The organism is Cytobacillus sp. (assembly GCF_964223445.1).
In the GTDB taxonomy this organism is placed as follows: domain Bacteria; phylum Bacillota; class Bacilli; order Bacillales; family Cytobacillaceae; genus Cytobacillus.
In genome coordinates, this window is the sequence record NZ_CAXQGS010000052.1 from 1 (window position 1) to 15925 (window position 15925).

A 15925-nucleotide genomic window follows, 5' to 3' on the forward strand; every position below is an offset into this window, starting at 1 on the left:
ATACCTTTGATAACTCCGGAGTTTCATTTATTCCATAGCCTAAGATATCAATAGTTTTATCTTTATATTTTGTACTTAATTCAATTCCGGGAATCACGGTTATTCCAAAGGTATTAGAGCGAATTAGAGAACATCGGGAGAATCGTTCGGAGGTTATTATTAAAAAGTTTTGCGACATTGGGATGGTCATTACTTCTGCAGATGTCAGAAAGTACAGCAAGGGAGAAGTCATTGCCCGTCCGCATATTGCAAAAGCAGTGGTGGAAAAGGGATATGCAAAACATACTCAAGAAGTATTCGATTTATATCTTGGAGATGGAAAACCCTGCAGTGAAGACAAATTGAAGCTAAGCCCTTTAGAAGGGATAACATTAATTCAAAACGCAGGGGGAAAAGCTGTACTGGCTCACCCAAGGCTTGTACATGATGATCATATTATTGCTGAGCTATTGAAGCTTCCAGTGGATGGAATTGAAGTGTGGCATCGAAAGCATGATAAGAATGATGTCAAACGATATAAAAAAATGGCTGGTCAATACAATAAATTTATTACAGGCGGTTCAGACTTTCATAGTGATGAACATATGATTGGGGAATTCGGATATCACATAATATAAGAAATCTTCCATTATGTATGTGATATCCAATAACAGATTCTAAATGTAAAAGACTCCGGATTGCTCCGGAGTCCTTTTATTTTAAGTATCTCTTAGGCCATTAATTAAAACCTCAATCACTTCCGGTCGGCTAAATTGGGGAGGGGGTGTCTTTCCGCTGCGCAGCATTTCCCTCACTTTTGTGCCTGATAAGTGGAGATGGTGTTCTTTCGTGTGAGGACAAGTTTTGCTTGACGCCATATTTCCGCATTTCAAACAGTAGAAGCTATGTTCAAATGGCAGGATGACAATTCCTAATTCTTCAGGGCTGAATTGGTCAAAGATTATTTGTGCATCGTATGTTCCGTAATATTCTCCAACACCGGCATGATCTCTACCTACAATAAAGTGAGTACAGCCATAATTTTTACGTACCAGGGAATGGAAAACAGCTTCCTTTGGACCTGCATATCTCATTGCAGCTGGAAAAACAGCCAAGTAAACCCGGTCATTTGGATAATAGTTTTTTAGGAGCACTTCGTAACTTTTAATTCTAATATCTGCTGGAATATCATCTGATTTTGTCTCCCCAACCAGCGGGTTCAAAAATAAGCCATCCACCGTTTCAAGAGCGGTTTTTTGGATATATTCATGTGCTCTGTGCACCGGGTTTCTTGTTTGGAAGCCGACAACAGTTTTCCAATTGTTCTCTATAAAAATTCTCCTTGTTTCTGATGGCGTTTTGGAATATTTTTGGAATCCATGGTGTTTGGTTGGTATTGTTGTTAATGTTACAGGTCCAGCTGCGTAAAATTCTGAACGATCAAAAAGCTTTTTTACCCCTGGATGACGATGATCGGCAGTTTGAAAAACTTTAATGGCTTCTTCTGTTTTGTCAGGTTTATAAACCTCTTGAAGGTCCAAAACCCCATATACTTTGTTTTTATGTTTAAGCTTTATCCTTTCACCAATTTTAAGTTTCCCTAAGGCTTCTTTAGAGATCGGAAGAGTAATTGGGATACTCCAGATGGTTCCATTTTCTAATCTCATCGTATTTATAACTGATTGATAGTCAGTCTGTCCCATAAATCCAGTTAACGGACTAAAAGCCCCATTTGCAATTAATTCAAGATCTGATAAGGCCATGCCATCTATATCAATTTCAGCATCGATATTTGAAAGGTCATAGCTCAAGTCCACTCTATCAATTAATTTTCCACCATGTGGAATACTTATCGTCAACTTTTATCACTCCTATTCATCAGGATCTAGATTTAGGCGTTTTTTCAAATATGTTTCAATTTTTTTGACAGCTTCATTTATTGTGAGCTTATCTGTATCAATGGTAATTTCCGGATTTACAGGTTCCTCATAAGGCTGGTCAATCCCTGTGAATTGCTTAATTACACCACTTCTTGCTTTTTTATAAAGCCCCTTCGGATCTCTTTTCTCACATTCCTGGAGTGAGCACTTTACGTACACTTCTATAAATTCATCTTCGAGAAATAATGATCTTGCATTCTGACGATCTTCCTCAAATGGAGATATCAATGCTGCCAATATTACCCCACCAGCATCAACAAAAAGTTTGCCGACTTCTGCGGTTCTCCTTATGTTTTCTTTCCTGTCAGTTTCTGAGAAGGATAAATTTCTATTGATTCCATGGCGAAGATTATCACCATCCAAAAGATAGACATAGATTCCCTGTTTGAATAGTTCTGCCTGCAAAGCATTGGCTATTGTTGATTTACCGGAACCGGAGAGTCCGGTGAACCAAACCATCAGACTTTTATGGCCGTTTTTTTTCTGCCTGTCTTCCTTTTTAATTACTGAATCGTGCCAGACTATATGTTGATTTTTATCCTTACTTCCCAATCTTGTTTCCTCCTTTAAATCTGATCTTAAATCCAAATCCAATAGGCAATAAAAACAGATAGAACCATACATATCAAACTCAAAGGGAGCCCAGCTTTAATGAAGTCTGAAAATTTATAGCCCCCTGGACCATATACAAGTAAATTAGTTTGGTAGCCTATCGGGGTAAGAAAACTGCATGAAGCGGATATGGCTGTAAGCATTGCAAGCATCTTTGGATCTAAACCGGACTGAAGGGAAACGGTATAGCCAATAGGAAACATAATAGCAGCTGTAGCAAGATTATTAAGGAGTTCAGTCATGATTAAAGTAATTAGATAGAATAAAAACAAAATTCCTATTATGCCCGTAAAACTCTGAAACATTGCTAGAAAGGAAGCTATAAATTTTGCCAGGCCAGTAGATTCAATGGTGTTGCCAATTCCAATAGAGCTCCCCATAATAATGATGACACTCCAGTTTATGGATTTTATTGCTTCGTTAACAGTAATAACTTTTGTTAAAATCACGATTAGCGCAGAAATTAATGCCAGGCTGAATATGGATATCAGCTGAAATGCCGATGAAATAATGATTCCTATAAGAATCAATATGACCACAAATTTTTCCTTTTTTTTATTTCTATATTTACTTTCAATAGGAGAGATAAAATAGAAATCTTCAGCATTCGACCATGTCCTCAAAAAATCATTTTTAGCCAGTAATAAAAGTGTATCTCCCTTCTTTAACACAAAATTTCCAATACCCGAAGTTATAAACTTTCCATTTCTTTTAATGGCTACAATTGCTGCATTATACCTTGACCGAAAATTGCTTTCTTTAACTTTTATATTGATTAAAGGAGATTTTTCTGAAATTCCAACTTCTAAAAAAGTAGCAGGAAGGTTAATATGATTCCCTTTGTTCCCCAGAACGCGTCTTAATCCAATAATATGGCATACCTTTAATAATCCATCAGGGTTTCCTGAGAAAACAAGAATATCACCTTCCTGAATGGTTTCATCATTTGGTGCAGGAATAATGGGTTTCCCGCTTCGGATTATTTCAACCAAAAATAATTGTTCCAGATTGCGAAGCATAGCATCCATTATGCTTTTTCCTATTAATGTTGAATTTTTTTCGACACTAAATTTGTGGATAAAAGGCAGCTTTCCATCATGAAAAAGTTCAAAATTATGTGCCCGCTCGGGCAGAAGCCGATGACCTATCGTTACAAAATATAAAATTCCCGCAACCGTAATCGGTAAGCCGATATAGGCAAAATCAAACATTTTGAATCCGCTTAAGCCTTTTTCAATTAATAAACCCTGAACAACTAGATTTGTTGATGTCCCTATTAGAGTAATAGTTCCTCCGAGAATAGCAGCATAGGATAAAGGAATTAGCAGTTTAGATGGTTTTACATGGTTTGCAGCTGCCCACTTCTGAAGGACGGGGATAAGCATGGTTACAATTGGAGTGTTATTCATAAACGCAGACATGGCACTTGTTGGCACCATCAAGCGAAACAATACATACTGTATTGATTTACTTTTGCTTAATATTTTTTGAATTATGACGTGCAGTATGCCGCTCTTGGATACAGCTGCTCCTACAATAAAAAGGAAAGCAACAGTATGGACTGCCGGGTTTGCAAAACCTTTAAAAGCTTCGGATGGAGTTGTAATTCCCGCAAATATAAGAATAGCCAGCGTGAGAAAAACCATAAATTCCGCCGAAAACCATTCCTTAATAAGACCAAAAAACATGATGGAAAGAATGATGCATAAAAAAATTGCATCGATATTCATAGAAATCTCTCCTGACAATTCCAAATAAGTAATCATATTATACCTATGTGATAAATTCTTTTTTGCGTAGATATTCGCCTCGTTTTTCAATAAATTAACATTTTTCGGGAAAAGATTAGCGGCTTGCCAAATATTTTGGACAGGAATTAATGGAGTTGCCTATAACAATAAGAGCGAAAAAACATAAAGTAATTTAGACAGGTAGTACCTTAAGGTAATACAAATTTTCTAAGAACTTTATGAAATGCCATAGGCCAATCATTCAAAATTGAAACAACACGAAGAGAAAGTCTTTAAAGAAACAGCGATATGATATCCCAAATGAAAATTCCCTGACTATCAGTGTTTCTTTAAAGATTTTAATTAATATGGAGCCTTTTCTTGATAAGAGTTTGCGAAGGGAGACATCTAAATTGAAAGGAATCATTCTTGCGGGAGGGACAGGAACACGTCTTTTACCTTTTACTAAAATCATAAATAAACATCTATTGCCGGTTGGCCCCTATCCTATGATCTATTGGCCAATTATCAAATTAAGGGAAGCAAGTATCCAGGAGATACTTATCATAACAAATGAAAAGGACTTGAGCGTATTTAGAGAGGTTTTAGGTGATGGAAGGGAATTCAATGTAAAACTTACATTTCGGGCCCAGGAAAATGAAGGGGGAGGGATTGCTGATGCACTTTTAGCTTCACGGGATTATATAAATAAAGAAAAATTCGCAGTGGTACTGGGTGATAATTTGTTTGAAGATACTTTAACACTCCATTTAAAAGCTTTCGAAAACCAGAAGCACGGGGCGAGGGTTCTTTTAAAGAAAGTCAGCAACCCGACACGTTACGGTGTTCCGAAATTAGATTTAATTGAAAAGAAAATACTTTCTATTCATGAAAAGCCAAGCATCCCGCCTTCTTATTATTGTGTAACTGGAATATACATGTACGATGAGGAAGTATTCAATCTTATCAAAAACATTCAGCCATCCGAACGAAATGAGCTGGAAATTACAGATGTAAACAATCTGTATATACAAAAAAACCAGCTGGAGTATGATGTTTTAAATGGCTGGTGGATTGATGCAGGAACCCATCATTCTTTATTTTTGGCTCAAAAGTTTATTTATGAAAATAGGAAAGAAGAGGATAATAATGGTTAAAAATCTTCTTGTCACTGGTGGAGCAGGATTTATTGGTTCAAACTTCATTTCAAGAATACTAATGAACAAAAACTATTATATTACTAATATAGATTCTTTGACATATGCTTCAAATAAAAAGGAAATTCAGGCCTTTGAGATTTCTAATAATTATCGTTTTATTAAATGTGACATAGGAAATGAAGTGGAATTAAATGAAGTTTTTGATTTGAGATATGATGCCATTATTAACTTTGCCGCTGAGACACATGTGGATAGGAGTATTCTTAACGCACATCCATTTATCAGGACTAATATTCAAGGAACATTTAATTTATTGCAGGCAGTCTTAAAAGGAAAAGCAGATAAAATGATTCATATTTCAACAGATGAAGTATATGGTTCCCTTTCTCCAGGAGATTCTCCCTTTACAGAACAGACTCCTCTTGCACCCAATAATCCTTATTCCGCAAGTAAAGCCAGCTCTGATTTGCTTGTCCGCTCTTTTTATGAAACCTATCAGCTTCCTCTTATCATTACACGATGCAGCAATAATTATGGACCTTTGCAGCATACAGAAAAGCTTATCCCTAAAACAATTACAAACGCTCTTAATAACCAGGAAATTCCTTTATATGGAGATGGATTAAACATAAGAGATTGGATTTTTGTAGAAGATCATTGCAGGGGCATAGAAATGGTCTTAGAAAAGGGAATTGCAGGTGAAATTTATAATATTGGCGGTAATAATGAGAAAACAAATTTGGAGGTTATCCAAATTATTTTAAACCAGTTAAATAAAGATAAGAGTCTTATCAAGTATATTGACGACCGTAAAGGCCATGACAGGCGATATGCAATGAATTCAAGCAAAATATCAAAGGAAGTCGGTTGGAAGCCTGAGGTTTCATTTGAAGAAGGGATCAGCAGAACGATTAATTGGTATAAATCCAGATGCTAAAAGAAAAAGGTGAGGAAAATAGATATATTAATCACTGGCGGTGAAGGTCAATTAGGCAGGGAACTGCAAAAATCCTTAAGCAGTAAGCATCATAGCTACAGTCTGGGAAAAGGAGATCTCGATATAACAAATAAAGAAAAGGCAGACCTCATAATTAACCAGCTGAAACCCGATATTATTATACATGCAGCAGCTTATACTGCAGTAGATAAATGTGAATCAGAGAGAAAGAAAGCTTTTGAAGTCAATAGTTTAGGTGCCGGATATATAGCTTCAGCAGGGAAAAAAGTAAATGCAAGAATTATCTATATAAGTACAGATTATGTTTTTGACGGGAAAAAACAAAGTCCTTATACGGAGGATGACATTCCAAATCCTCTGTCGGTCTACGGAATGAGCAAATGGCTTGGAGAACGGATAGTGCTAACCAATAGTGATGCTACGGTTATCCGCACTTCATGGCTTTACGGACATGAAGGGAAAAATTTTGTAAAAACCATGCTTGAACTGGGAAAGGAAAACAGAGAAATAAAAGTTGTCAATGATCAGATTGGGTCACCAACCTATGTTAATGACTTAGCAGCAGTTATTGAACAATTAATTGATAAGGAAAATAGTATTTATCACTTTAGCAATACAGGCTCATGTACATGGTTTACATTTGCAAAACGAATTTTTGAAGAAGCAGGTTATGACCCTGCCAGAGTGCAGCCTATAACCAGTGCAGAATATGGTGTTCCCGCACCAAGGCCCGCATATTCAGTCATGGAACATAAGGCAATTAATAATCAAGGCATTAAGACTCCAAGGCATTGGGAGTATGCATTGAAAGACTTTATACGGAAGGAGTTAAGCAAATGATAGAAGGCGTAAAAACTAAACAGCTTATAAAGCATTGTGACGACCGGGGATTTTTTGCCGAGCTTATCAGGGATGATGAGCCGGAGTTGCTGTCAAGGTTTGGGCAGGCTTCCTGGTCTATGAGCTATCCAGGCGTAATAAAAGCATTTCATTACCATGAAAAACAAGATGATTTATGGTTCTTTCCTTCAGGTAATGCACAAGTGGTACTACATGATTTAAGAGAAAATTCATCTACCTTTGGTAAGACCGAAGTCTATTACATGGGTGAAGAGAATCAAATTATGCTCCTTATTCCAAAGGGTGTTGCACATGGTTATAGAGTCCTGGGGGAAAAGCCTGCGGTAATTATTTATTTTACAACTTGTTCTTATGATAAAGAAAAACCTGATGAGAAAAGAATAGCTTGGGATGATCCTTTGATCGGGTTTGACTGGAAAACAAAATTCAGGTAGGGAAAGGAAGACATTGATCTATGAAGAAAGGTGTCAATTTGATCGGATATGCCCGAGCTGAATTTGGATTAGGGGAAGCATGCCGTTCAGCTGCAAGGGCACTGCAATCGGCAGGAATCCCTTTTTGCATAATAAATTTTTCGCATTGTCCAGCCAGGCAAAATGACTTCTCCTGGATACACAAGGAAGTACAAGAACCAATTTTTAATACGAATATCTTTTTTATAAATTCTGACCAGTTTTTTATACATTATAAAAAAAACAACTTGCCAAAGAAATGGTTTTTGAACCGATATAATATTGGGTACTGGCATTGGGAACTGGAAAAACTCCCTGGTACCTGGTTAAAAAGCCTTCGATTAATTAATGAAGTCTGGGTTCCTTCCAGTTTTACCTCAAATGTTATTTCAAGTAGAACTCGAAAGCCGGTTATTACAATTCCTCACTCTATTTTCGTAGAAATACCTTCAGTAATTACCAGAAAAGACTTCAATCTTCCGGAAAATAAATTTTTATTTTTTACAATGTTCGACGTTAGCAGTACATTGGGAAGAAAAAACCCAATGGCAGTTATAGATGCATTTAAGATGGCTTTTCCCGGAAAAAACCATTCAGTTGCACTCGCTATTAAAATTAATAATGGTTCCAATTCCAGTCAGCTTGAGGTGCTTAAACAAAAATGTGAGGAATATCAAAACATAATTTTTATCGATAAAGTACTTGATCGGAAAACGGTAAATGGTTTGCTATATGTATCTGACAGCTATGTTTCTCTTCATAGATCCGAAGGATTTGGATTACCTTTGGCAGAAGCCATGTTTCTAGGTAAGCCGGTTATAGCTACAAATTGGTCTGGCAACCTGGAATTCATGAATAATAACAATTCCTGTTTAGTCGATTTTACTTTAAAAAATATTGGACAGGATTATGGCCCATACACATCTAATCAGCGATGGGCGGAACCTGACCTTTTACAGGCTTCTCAATCGATGAGAAAGCTGGTATTCGATAAAAAATACGCCGATAAAATTGGATTAGTTGGAAAGAGGACTATTGAAACTAAATTGTCATCTAAAGCAATCGGTGAAAAGTACCGATTGCGGCTAAATCAAATTGGCCAATTGCCATCAAAGAGGTGAAGCAGAGAGTTCGAAAATGCTATTAATATACACATTTAATTATATTGTTGGATTGGAATAATGTTCCAAAGTTCGTAACTCTTGTCCTTCTTAATCATATAATGAAAATAAGCTGGGTCATTTAAGAATTATAATCTGCAGTTAAAATATTAAGTTACCTGGCAATATACTAGTTTGGAAAGGAGTATATCATGAAAAAAGCATTAATTACTGGTATAACCGGACAGGATGGATCTTATCTTGCTGATTTACTTCTAGATAAAGGCTACAAAGTTTATGGACTTAAAAGAAGAACAGCAACACAAAATTATGAAAATATAAAACATATAAAAGACGAAATTGAATTTTTATCAGGGGATCTTCGCGACCAAACATCCTTAACCGAAGCAATTAAGATAGCGAAACCTGATGAGGTTTATAATCTAGCTGCTCAATCCTATGTTGGCGACTCCTGGAGACAGCCGATTTACACAGGAGAAGTAACAGGGCTCGGAGTCACAAATATGCTGGAAGCAATTCGTTTATCTGATTTGGATGCTCGTTTTTACCAAGCTTCCAGCAGTGAAATGTTTGGAAAAGTTGTAGAAACCCCACAAACTGAAGTGACTCCTTTTTATCCACGCAGTCCTTACGGTGTGGCAAAAGTTTATGGGCATTGGATTACAGTAAATTATAGAGAAAGTTTCAATCTTTTTGCATGCTCGGGGATATTGTTTAATCATGAATCACCAAGAAGAGGAATTGAGTTTGTGACACGGAAAGTAACTGATGCTGTTGCAAAAATAAAGCTGGGAATTCAAAATGAGCTCCGTTTAGGAAATCTGGATGCAAAAAGAGACTGGGGTTTTGCTGGTGATTACGTTGAAGCCATGTGGAAAATGCTGCAGCAGGACAGTCCTGATGATTATGTAATCGCTACCGGCAAAACACATACTGTAAGGGAATGGGTACAAACTGCGTTTAACTATGCTGGACTGAATTGGGAGAATTATGTTGTTGCCGATGAGAAATTTTTCCGTCCGGCAGAAGTTGATTTATTAATAGGAAATCCCCAAAAAGCCAAAGAACAGTTGGATTGGGAGCCTAAAGTAAGCTTTGAAAACTTGATTGAAATGATGGTAGAAGAAGATTTAAAGAGAAACTCTAAAAAATAAGGGCAGTTTTTTTCAAGGCTGTTTTCAAATGTTTATTGCTTTTTCATAATTTAGTTTAATTTGCAGAATTGACCTTCGCTGTTTGCACTCCATCTTCGAAAATGCTGACGCATTTCCTGCTTGCGGTTGAACATTCGAGGAAGCTTATTCCATGTCCTGCGGGAGGAGAGGGAACTTTAATACCCTGCAGGCGAAGCAGGGGAGGCTCACATTCTTCCCGTGGGTTCGCTCTGTACCTGCAGTGGAAATCTACGGGCAGAATTCTTAAACAAAAACAACAACCTTTAAAAATAGAGCCTATTTTTAAATTCTTGTTTGTAAAAAGTAAAGGGGAATTAAGCATATGAAAAAAATCCTTGTTCTTAATTTTTTCCCTGCGAAAAACCCTCCTGCTACCGGAGGTGAACACAGGTATTTTCACTTTTATAATGAATTAAGTAATCATTATGATGTAACCCTCATTTCTTCATCACACCCTCATAAATCAGTAAGGATTGTTGAATATTCGAAAACCTTCAGGGAATATTTAGTCCCAAATGATTTAGATATTCACGGTCGCCTTAACAAAGAGTTACGCGGAAAGGTTGGAATTGAATATTCTGCTTTAGTTTCAACCTTGGCGTCCAATTATCCAAATAAGTATCACGAAGTTTTTCTTAATCTATACGAACAAAGCGATATTATAATTCATGATTCACCATTTACCTTGGGTTACGACTTATTTTTTGGATTTGATGAGAAACCAAGAATATATAACAGTTATAACAATGAGGCAGATCTGGCAAAGCAGATGTGGGATGGAGTTGAAGCAAAAAAGTATACTAAGTATTTTTTTGAAGTTGAAAAAGAGATGGTATTGCTGGCTGACCTGGTTTTTGCAGTATCAGAGGAGGACAGGAAAGGCTTTGTTAAATCTTATGGTGTAAATATAGACAAAATAAAACTTGCCCCCAATGGCATCGTTCCTGAAGAATGGACAAATATCCCGACAAAACACCACCGGCAAAAGCCCACTGCCTTTTTCATTGGAAGCAAACATCCCCCGAATTATGAAGCTGTAAATTTTATCATCAATAATCTTGCAGTGAAGTGCAAGAATATAAATTTTGTTATAGCAGGTGATTGCTGTAATCAATTTAAAAATGTAAGCAGAAGTAATGTAGAACTTTTGGGGAGAATTGGCAACTCACAGAAAAAAGAACTTCTTTCTAATTCAGATTTTGCTATAAATCCAATGTTTTCTGGTGGAGGCACTAATTTAAAAACTGTTGAATTCCTTTCAGCGGGTCTGCCTTTAATTTCAACAGAAATGGGAGTTCGCGGCCTCAATTTGACTTCAGGTGAAGATTATTTAGCGGCTGACAAAAATAATTTTGCAGCAATTTTAGATACAGCGATAAAAGATAGGAAAAGATTAAAGACTATCGCAATGAAGGGAAAAAAACACATCGACCAAAACTATTCTTGGAAAGGAATAGTTTTAAAATTTAAGAAGGAAATTGATAATATCACAAAAGGAAAAAAAAGAGAAAATATTCTTGTCCTTAATGATTTTAAAGTGTCCACAGCATTATCAGGAGGAGAAGTTAGACTTAAACAATTATATTCTGGCCTATCAAAATATTATAAAATTATTTTACTTTGCTTTACAAATGCTAAAGTGATTGAAAAAAAGCGAATTACAGAGAACTTTCTTGAAGTAAGTATTCCAAAAACACCTGAACATATTCAAGAAAACATGAAAATAAAAAAGCAGTTTCATATAAGTGTAAGTGATATTGTTAATTCTTATATGTGCACAAAAAACAATTTACTAATGAAGATAACCAAGTTACTTTATAGAAATTCTGAGTTTATAGTTACTGCTCACCCTTATATGATTCCTTTAATACAAGATCTTCAAAGTAAACCGTTGATATATGAAAGCTTAAATGTAGAGACAAAACTTAAAAGTGAAATATTAAAGGGCCATCCCATGTACAAATTTTTAATTAATCAAGTGAAAAAAATAGAGTTACTTGCATTAAAAAAAAGCAACCTAGTAATAACGGTGTCAACTGAGGATAAAAACCAATTCATAGAGATGTTCCATATGAATCCAAAAAAGATTGCTACTATAAAAAATGGTATAAAACTAAAAGATAATGATTATTTTAACGATGACTTTTCAAGCATTAAAAATCTCTTTAAAGGAGCTCCGGTTATTGTATTTATTGGCAGCAATCATTACCCGAACGTGAAGGCCTTACAGTATATAGAACAAGATTTGGCTTTGAACTTAAAAAATTATTACTTTTTAATTATTGGATCGGTTTGTAACTCAGCTGGAAAAGCACCGCCTCAAAATGTTTTACATTTTAAAACATTAAATGAAGAGTTTAAAGATGCTCTCTTAAGAGTAGCAGATGCTGCTATAAATCCAATTATCACAGGTTCTGGCTCAAATATGAAGCTTGCAGAATATTTTGGGAAGAAAGTTCCGGTTATAACAACAAACTTTGGAGCGAGAGGCTACGAAATTTCAAATGGAAATCATGCAATTATTTGCAGTTTAAATGAATTTGCAAATAAGATTCCTAGTTTGGTTAATAGTCCAAATATATCGTTGAATATCGTAAATAATGCATATAAATATGCTGAACAAGAGCTGAGTTGGGAATCACTTGCAGAACAATATAAAAATGTCTTACAAAGTCTGCCAAAATAAAAAAGGAGGAAGGAAAGTGATTTGAAGATACTTCAAATAATTCAAGAAATGTATAGCAAAGAAAATTCTCAATTTGTTAAAGAGTTATATAGGGAAATTTTAAATCGTGAATATGACCAGCAGGGCTTTCAGGATCATGTGGAAAAGTTAAAAAAAGGAACAGAAAAAGAGGTAATTCTAAGTTCCTTTTTTAAAAGTAAAGAATTAATCGTTAAGCTTAATAATTCTTTTCGTAATCCACTGTATGAAAAGAAAAATAATAACAGTACGATCTTTGGCCGGCTTCATCAAATTATGAAAAAAAAGGGTAAACATTTTTTAGATGGAGTGTTTCTGGAATTACTAAACAGGAAACCGAACAAAAAGGAATACTATTCCTTTTCATATTCTGCAAAGGGGTCAAATAAGGATAAGAGGGATATAGTTATTCATATAATCACAAGCAGAGAATTTAACAGCAAAATTAAAATAAATAACAGGAATCTCACACTAAAATCACAAAACATTGCAGAGAAAGTAACCGCCGAAATGGTAATAAAGAAGTTAAAAACTCATTTCAGAAGGGATTAATAAATTATGGGGAAGATACCAGGTGAGTATGAAAATGACATGCTGCAAACCTCAGATGTTATTAAATTATTGAAAGTGGCTTTTCTTCAGAAGAAACCCCTTTCACTTGCCCGATTTGGCCATAGTGAGATTAATTTGGCATGGACCACATATCCTGATTGGATTAAGGGATGGAACTATAGAGAATACAATGGAGCAACTGAGAATCCTCAGAAGATGCAGACTGATATTAGAGAAGCATTAAAAATGACGGATATTGTTGGTCTCCATCGTTCAACATCTCGTATTTATGAGGATAGAAGAGCTGCCCTAGCAGCAAAAGAAATGTTAAAGGCACTTCAAATTGTACCGAAACATGTATGTTCAGCCTGGGTTACCCATGAACTAATAAGAAGCCAGGATTTTTGGGAATGGCTTCGAATGCAAAAAGTTGTTTTGGTGGGAAGACGTTCAAAAGAGGCTCAGCATTTATTTAAGAAAAAAGGAGTAACAGTTACCAACACAATTAATCTGGAGGGTATGGAGGATCTCCAAAAGGTACACAATTTATTATGCAGAAATTCGAATTGGGAGGTGGCACTAGTTTCTGCAGGATTACCTGCTTCGATTCTTGTACCCCGAATTGTGCGTGATACTGGTAAAATTGCTATTGATTTTGGCCATGCTATAGATAAGATAATAGAAGGCCGTGAATTTAGATTTGATAAAACCGCAAATGAATATAATAAAAATCATACAAATAATCCCAATAATAAAGATAATGATATTTAGCTGGAATTCTGATGATTTTCTTAAATTGCACCCTTAATTTCTACTCGCACAATAATCATTGAAAAGCCGACCTTAAAGGCTTTATGCGAAAAAGATTTATAAATCTTATAATTTTAAAACCTGTTAGTTTAAAACTAACAGGTTATTTTTTTGGACAAGAGGTTACTAACCCATACAAAATCATTCTTTTTGAATACGATGTATTGTGATGGTACATCGATACCCTAAAGAATACTCAACTTGCATTTTTATATTAACTATCATACTGGATAATAAAAAAACGATTTTCAATCCAACTTGATATAAAGTGCAAAAAAAGAACATCAAAATGTTTCTAAGGAAAGGATGGGCATTAAAAACAATGAATAATCTGATCCAATTTACAAAAGAATATATTTTTCATTTCCTCTTTATATCCAGTATATTTATATATTCTTTAATAGCTGCAGAAAGTAAGGCGCTAATTATTGAAATTATGGATTTAAGAGCTGTTTTTGCACTATTAGTCTATGTACCATTAGTTCAATTGTGCCTGTACAAATTACTGTTGAGAAAAGAATTTTCAATTGTAAAGCAAGAGCATTTGTTAATTGCCAGCTTTTTATTTTGTATATACGTTTTGATTTTCATGAGCATACAATCAAATCTATTCTTTTTATTAATTCTATTTGTTACAACAGCATTATTTTTTTTCGGGCCAATTAGAGTTTTCTTCAATAATAATATTCCTTCGATTAATGCTTCATTTAGTAATGGCAACGAACAGTTGGTAAAGGATACTAAAAAACAGGCAGAAAAAAAGATTAATAGTAAACCACCTAATATTAATGTAAAAAATCTTATTGGAAGAGACATCATTAGGCCTACAAAGAGAATTAGTGAATATATTTCAAATAAAACCGTCTTAATTACTGGAGCAGGAGGCTCAATCGGAAGTGAATTAGTTAAGCAGGCTGCCGGATACAGTCCAAAAAGGCTGATTTTACTTGGCCATGGAGAAAATAGTATTTTTAATATCTCTGCAGATATTAAAGAAAAGTTTCCCAAAACTCAAATACATTTAATAATAGCGGATATTCAGGATAAGAATCACATTGAACAAATTTTCGAACAGTATAGACCAACTATTGTTTTTCATGCTGCAGCTCACAAACATGTTCCATTAATGGAAATGAATGAAGGAGCAGCAGTACGAAACAATATTTTTGGAACTGAAAATCTTGTCAAGGCATCATCTAAATACTTTGTTGAACGCTTTGTCTTTATTTCAACTGATAAAGCTGTCGAGCCTATTAATATTATGGGGAAAACTAAAAGGATTGGAGAGCTGATTGTTCAGGCTGCTGCATCAGAAAGTTTAACGAAGTTCTCAATTGTAAGGTTTGGAAATGTGCTGGAAAGCCGCGGAAGTGTAATTCCCATTTTTAAGAAACAAATTGAGTCAGGAGAAGCGGTTACCGTAACACACCCAGATATGGTGAGGTATTTTATGACCATCCCTGAAGCAGTGCAACTTGTTCTTGAAGCAGGTGCACTATCAAAAGGGGGAGAGGTTTTCGTACTGGATATGGGGAAGCCAGTTAAAATCATTGATATTGCCAGAAGGCTGATCTGCTTATATGGTTATGAACCAGACAAAGATATTAGAATAGAAATTACAGGAATACGTCAGGGAGAAAAATTAAATGAATCACTTTTTTACACTAGTGAGGAAATAGTGAAAACCAAACACCCTAATGTTATGATTGCTGTTCCCAAAATAAAAAGCAGTGAGAATTTACAAGGACAATTAGAAAAACTTAAAGAAGCTGTAATCCATTATCCTGAAAAAATTGGGCAAATGCTAGATAAAATTATTAAAGATCAATATTGAAAAAATAAAAAACCAATCAATTTCAGGTATAAAAGGA

The 15925-nt window shown here is 35.2% G+C and carries 14 protein-coding genes; 11 read left to right on the forward strand and 3 right to left on the reverse strand.

Annotation, left to right across the window (positions count from 1 at the left end; genetic code table 11):
• The first annotated feature begins 182 nt into the window (after nucleotides 1–182).
• Entirely contained in the window at nucleotides 183–617 is a 435-nt protein-coding gene (locus ACEQ1T_RS09060; protein ID WP_370222580.1) for a hypothetical protein, read from the forward strand.
• A gap of 81 nt (nucleotides 618–698) precedes the next feature.
• Here the strand turns inward: ACEQ1T_RS09060 and sat are convergent, their stop codons facing one another.
• The 3 genes from sat to ACEQ1T_RS09075 are packed head-to-tail and all read right to left on the reverse strand — an operon-like array spanning nucleotide 699 to nucleotide 4261.
• Nucleotides 699–1838 carry a sulfate adenylyltransferase gene (gene sat, locus ACEQ1T_RS09065; protein ID WP_206839590.1) on the reverse strand — a complete coding sequence of 380 codons (1140 nt, stop codon included), beginning with the start codon at nucleotides 1836–1838 and terminating at the stop codon, nucleotides 699–701.
• Between the two features lie 12 nt (nucleotides 1839–1850).
• A complete protein-coding gene (cysC, locus tag ACEQ1T_RS09070) occupies nucleotides 1851–2471 on the reverse strand; it encodes an adenylyl-sulfate kinase (RefSeq protein ID WP_370222581.1) in 621 nt (206 codons plus the stop codon).
• Nucleotides 2472–2497: 26 nt separating this feature from the next.
• Nucleotides 2498–4261 (reverse strand): SLC13 family permease, encoded by a 1764-nt coding sequence (locus ACEQ1T_RS09075; RefSeq protein ID WP_206839592.1) that lies wholly within the window; start codon nucleotides 4259–4261, stop codon nucleotides 2498–2500.
• 413 nt (nucleotides 4262–4674) lie between these two features.
• Between ACEQ1T_RS09075 and ACEQ1T_RS09080 the strand changes: the two genes are divergently transcribed.
• The 10 genes from ACEQ1T_RS09080 (at nucleotide 4675) to ACEQ1T_RS09125 (ending at nucleotide 15888) form a co-directional block, all read left to right on the forward strand.
• Entirely contained in the window at nucleotides 4675–5418 is a 744-nt protein-coding gene (locus tag ACEQ1T_RS09080; protein WP_206839593.1) for a sugar phosphate nucleotidyltransferase, read from the forward strand.
• On the forward strand, nucleotides 5411–6358 hold the full coding sequence (gene rfbB / locus ACEQ1T_RS09085) for a dTDP-glucose 4,6-dehydratase (protein WP_206839595.1): 948 nt from the start codon (nucleotides 5411–5413) through the stop codon (nucleotides 6356–6358). Before ACEQ1T_RS09080 ends, rfbB begins: the two co-directional genes overlap by 8 nt.
• A 9-nt stretch (nucleotides 6359–6367) precedes the next feature.
• Nucleotides 6368–7219: a dTDP-4-dehydrorhamnose reductase gene (gene rfbD, locus ACEQ1T_RS09090; RefSeq protein ID WP_312886181.1), complete on the forward strand. Its 852-nt coding sequence runs from the start codon at nucleotides 6368–6370 to the stop codon at nucleotides 7217–7219.
• The gene (locus ACEQ1T_RS09095; RefSeq protein ID WP_206839597.1) at nucleotides 7216–7674 is read left to right on the forward strand and encodes a dTDP-4-dehydrorhamnose 3,5-epimerase family protein; all 459 of its coding nucleotides are present in this window, start codon (nucleotides 7216–7218) and stop codon (nucleotides 7672–7674) included. The genes rfbD and ACEQ1T_RS09095 overlap by 4 nt, the downstream gene beginning before the upstream one ends.
• A 20-nt stretch (nucleotides 7675–7694) precedes the next feature.
• Entirely contained in the window at nucleotides 7695–8813 is a 1119-nt protein-coding gene (locus ACEQ1T_RS09100; protein ID WP_206839599.1) for a glycosyltransferase family 4 protein, read from the forward strand.
• 191 nt (nucleotides 8814–9004) lie between these two features.
• Complete coding sequence (gene gmd, locus ACEQ1T_RS09105; RefSeq protein ID WP_206839600.1) at nucleotides 9005–9967, forward strand: GDP-mannose 4,6-dehydratase; 963 nt, start codon at nucleotides 9005–9007, stop codon at nucleotides 9965–9967.
• Nucleotides 9968–10310: 343 nt separating this feature from the next.
• Complete coding sequence (locus tag ACEQ1T_RS09110; protein ID WP_206839601.1) at nucleotides 10311–12674, forward strand: glycosyltransferase family 4 protein; 2364 nt, start codon at nucleotides 10311–10313, stop codon at nucleotides 12672–12674.
• A 21-nt stretch (nucleotides 12675–12695) separates the two neighbouring features.
• Entirely contained in the window at nucleotides 12696–13244 is a 549-nt protein-coding gene (locus ACEQ1T_RS09115) for a DUF4214 domain-containing protein (RefSeq protein WP_206839602.1), read from the forward strand.
• A 39-nt stretch (nucleotides 13245–13283) separates the two neighbouring features.
• Nucleotides 13284–14015, forward strand: a complete 732-nt coding sequence (locus ACEQ1T_RS09120) for a GT-D fold domain-containing glycosyltransferase (RefSeq protein ID WP_370222583.1) — start codon at nucleotides 13284–13286, stop codon at nucleotides 14013–14015.
• Nucleotides 14016–14376: 361 nt separating this feature from the next.
• Nucleotides 14377–15888: a UDP-N-acetylglucosamine 4,6-dehydratase family protein gene (locus ACEQ1T_RS09125; protein ID WP_370222585.1), complete on the forward strand. Its 1512-nt coding sequence runs from the start codon at nucleotides 14377–14379 to the stop codon at nucleotides 15886–15888.
• Nucleotides 15889–15925: the final 37 nt, after the last annotated feature.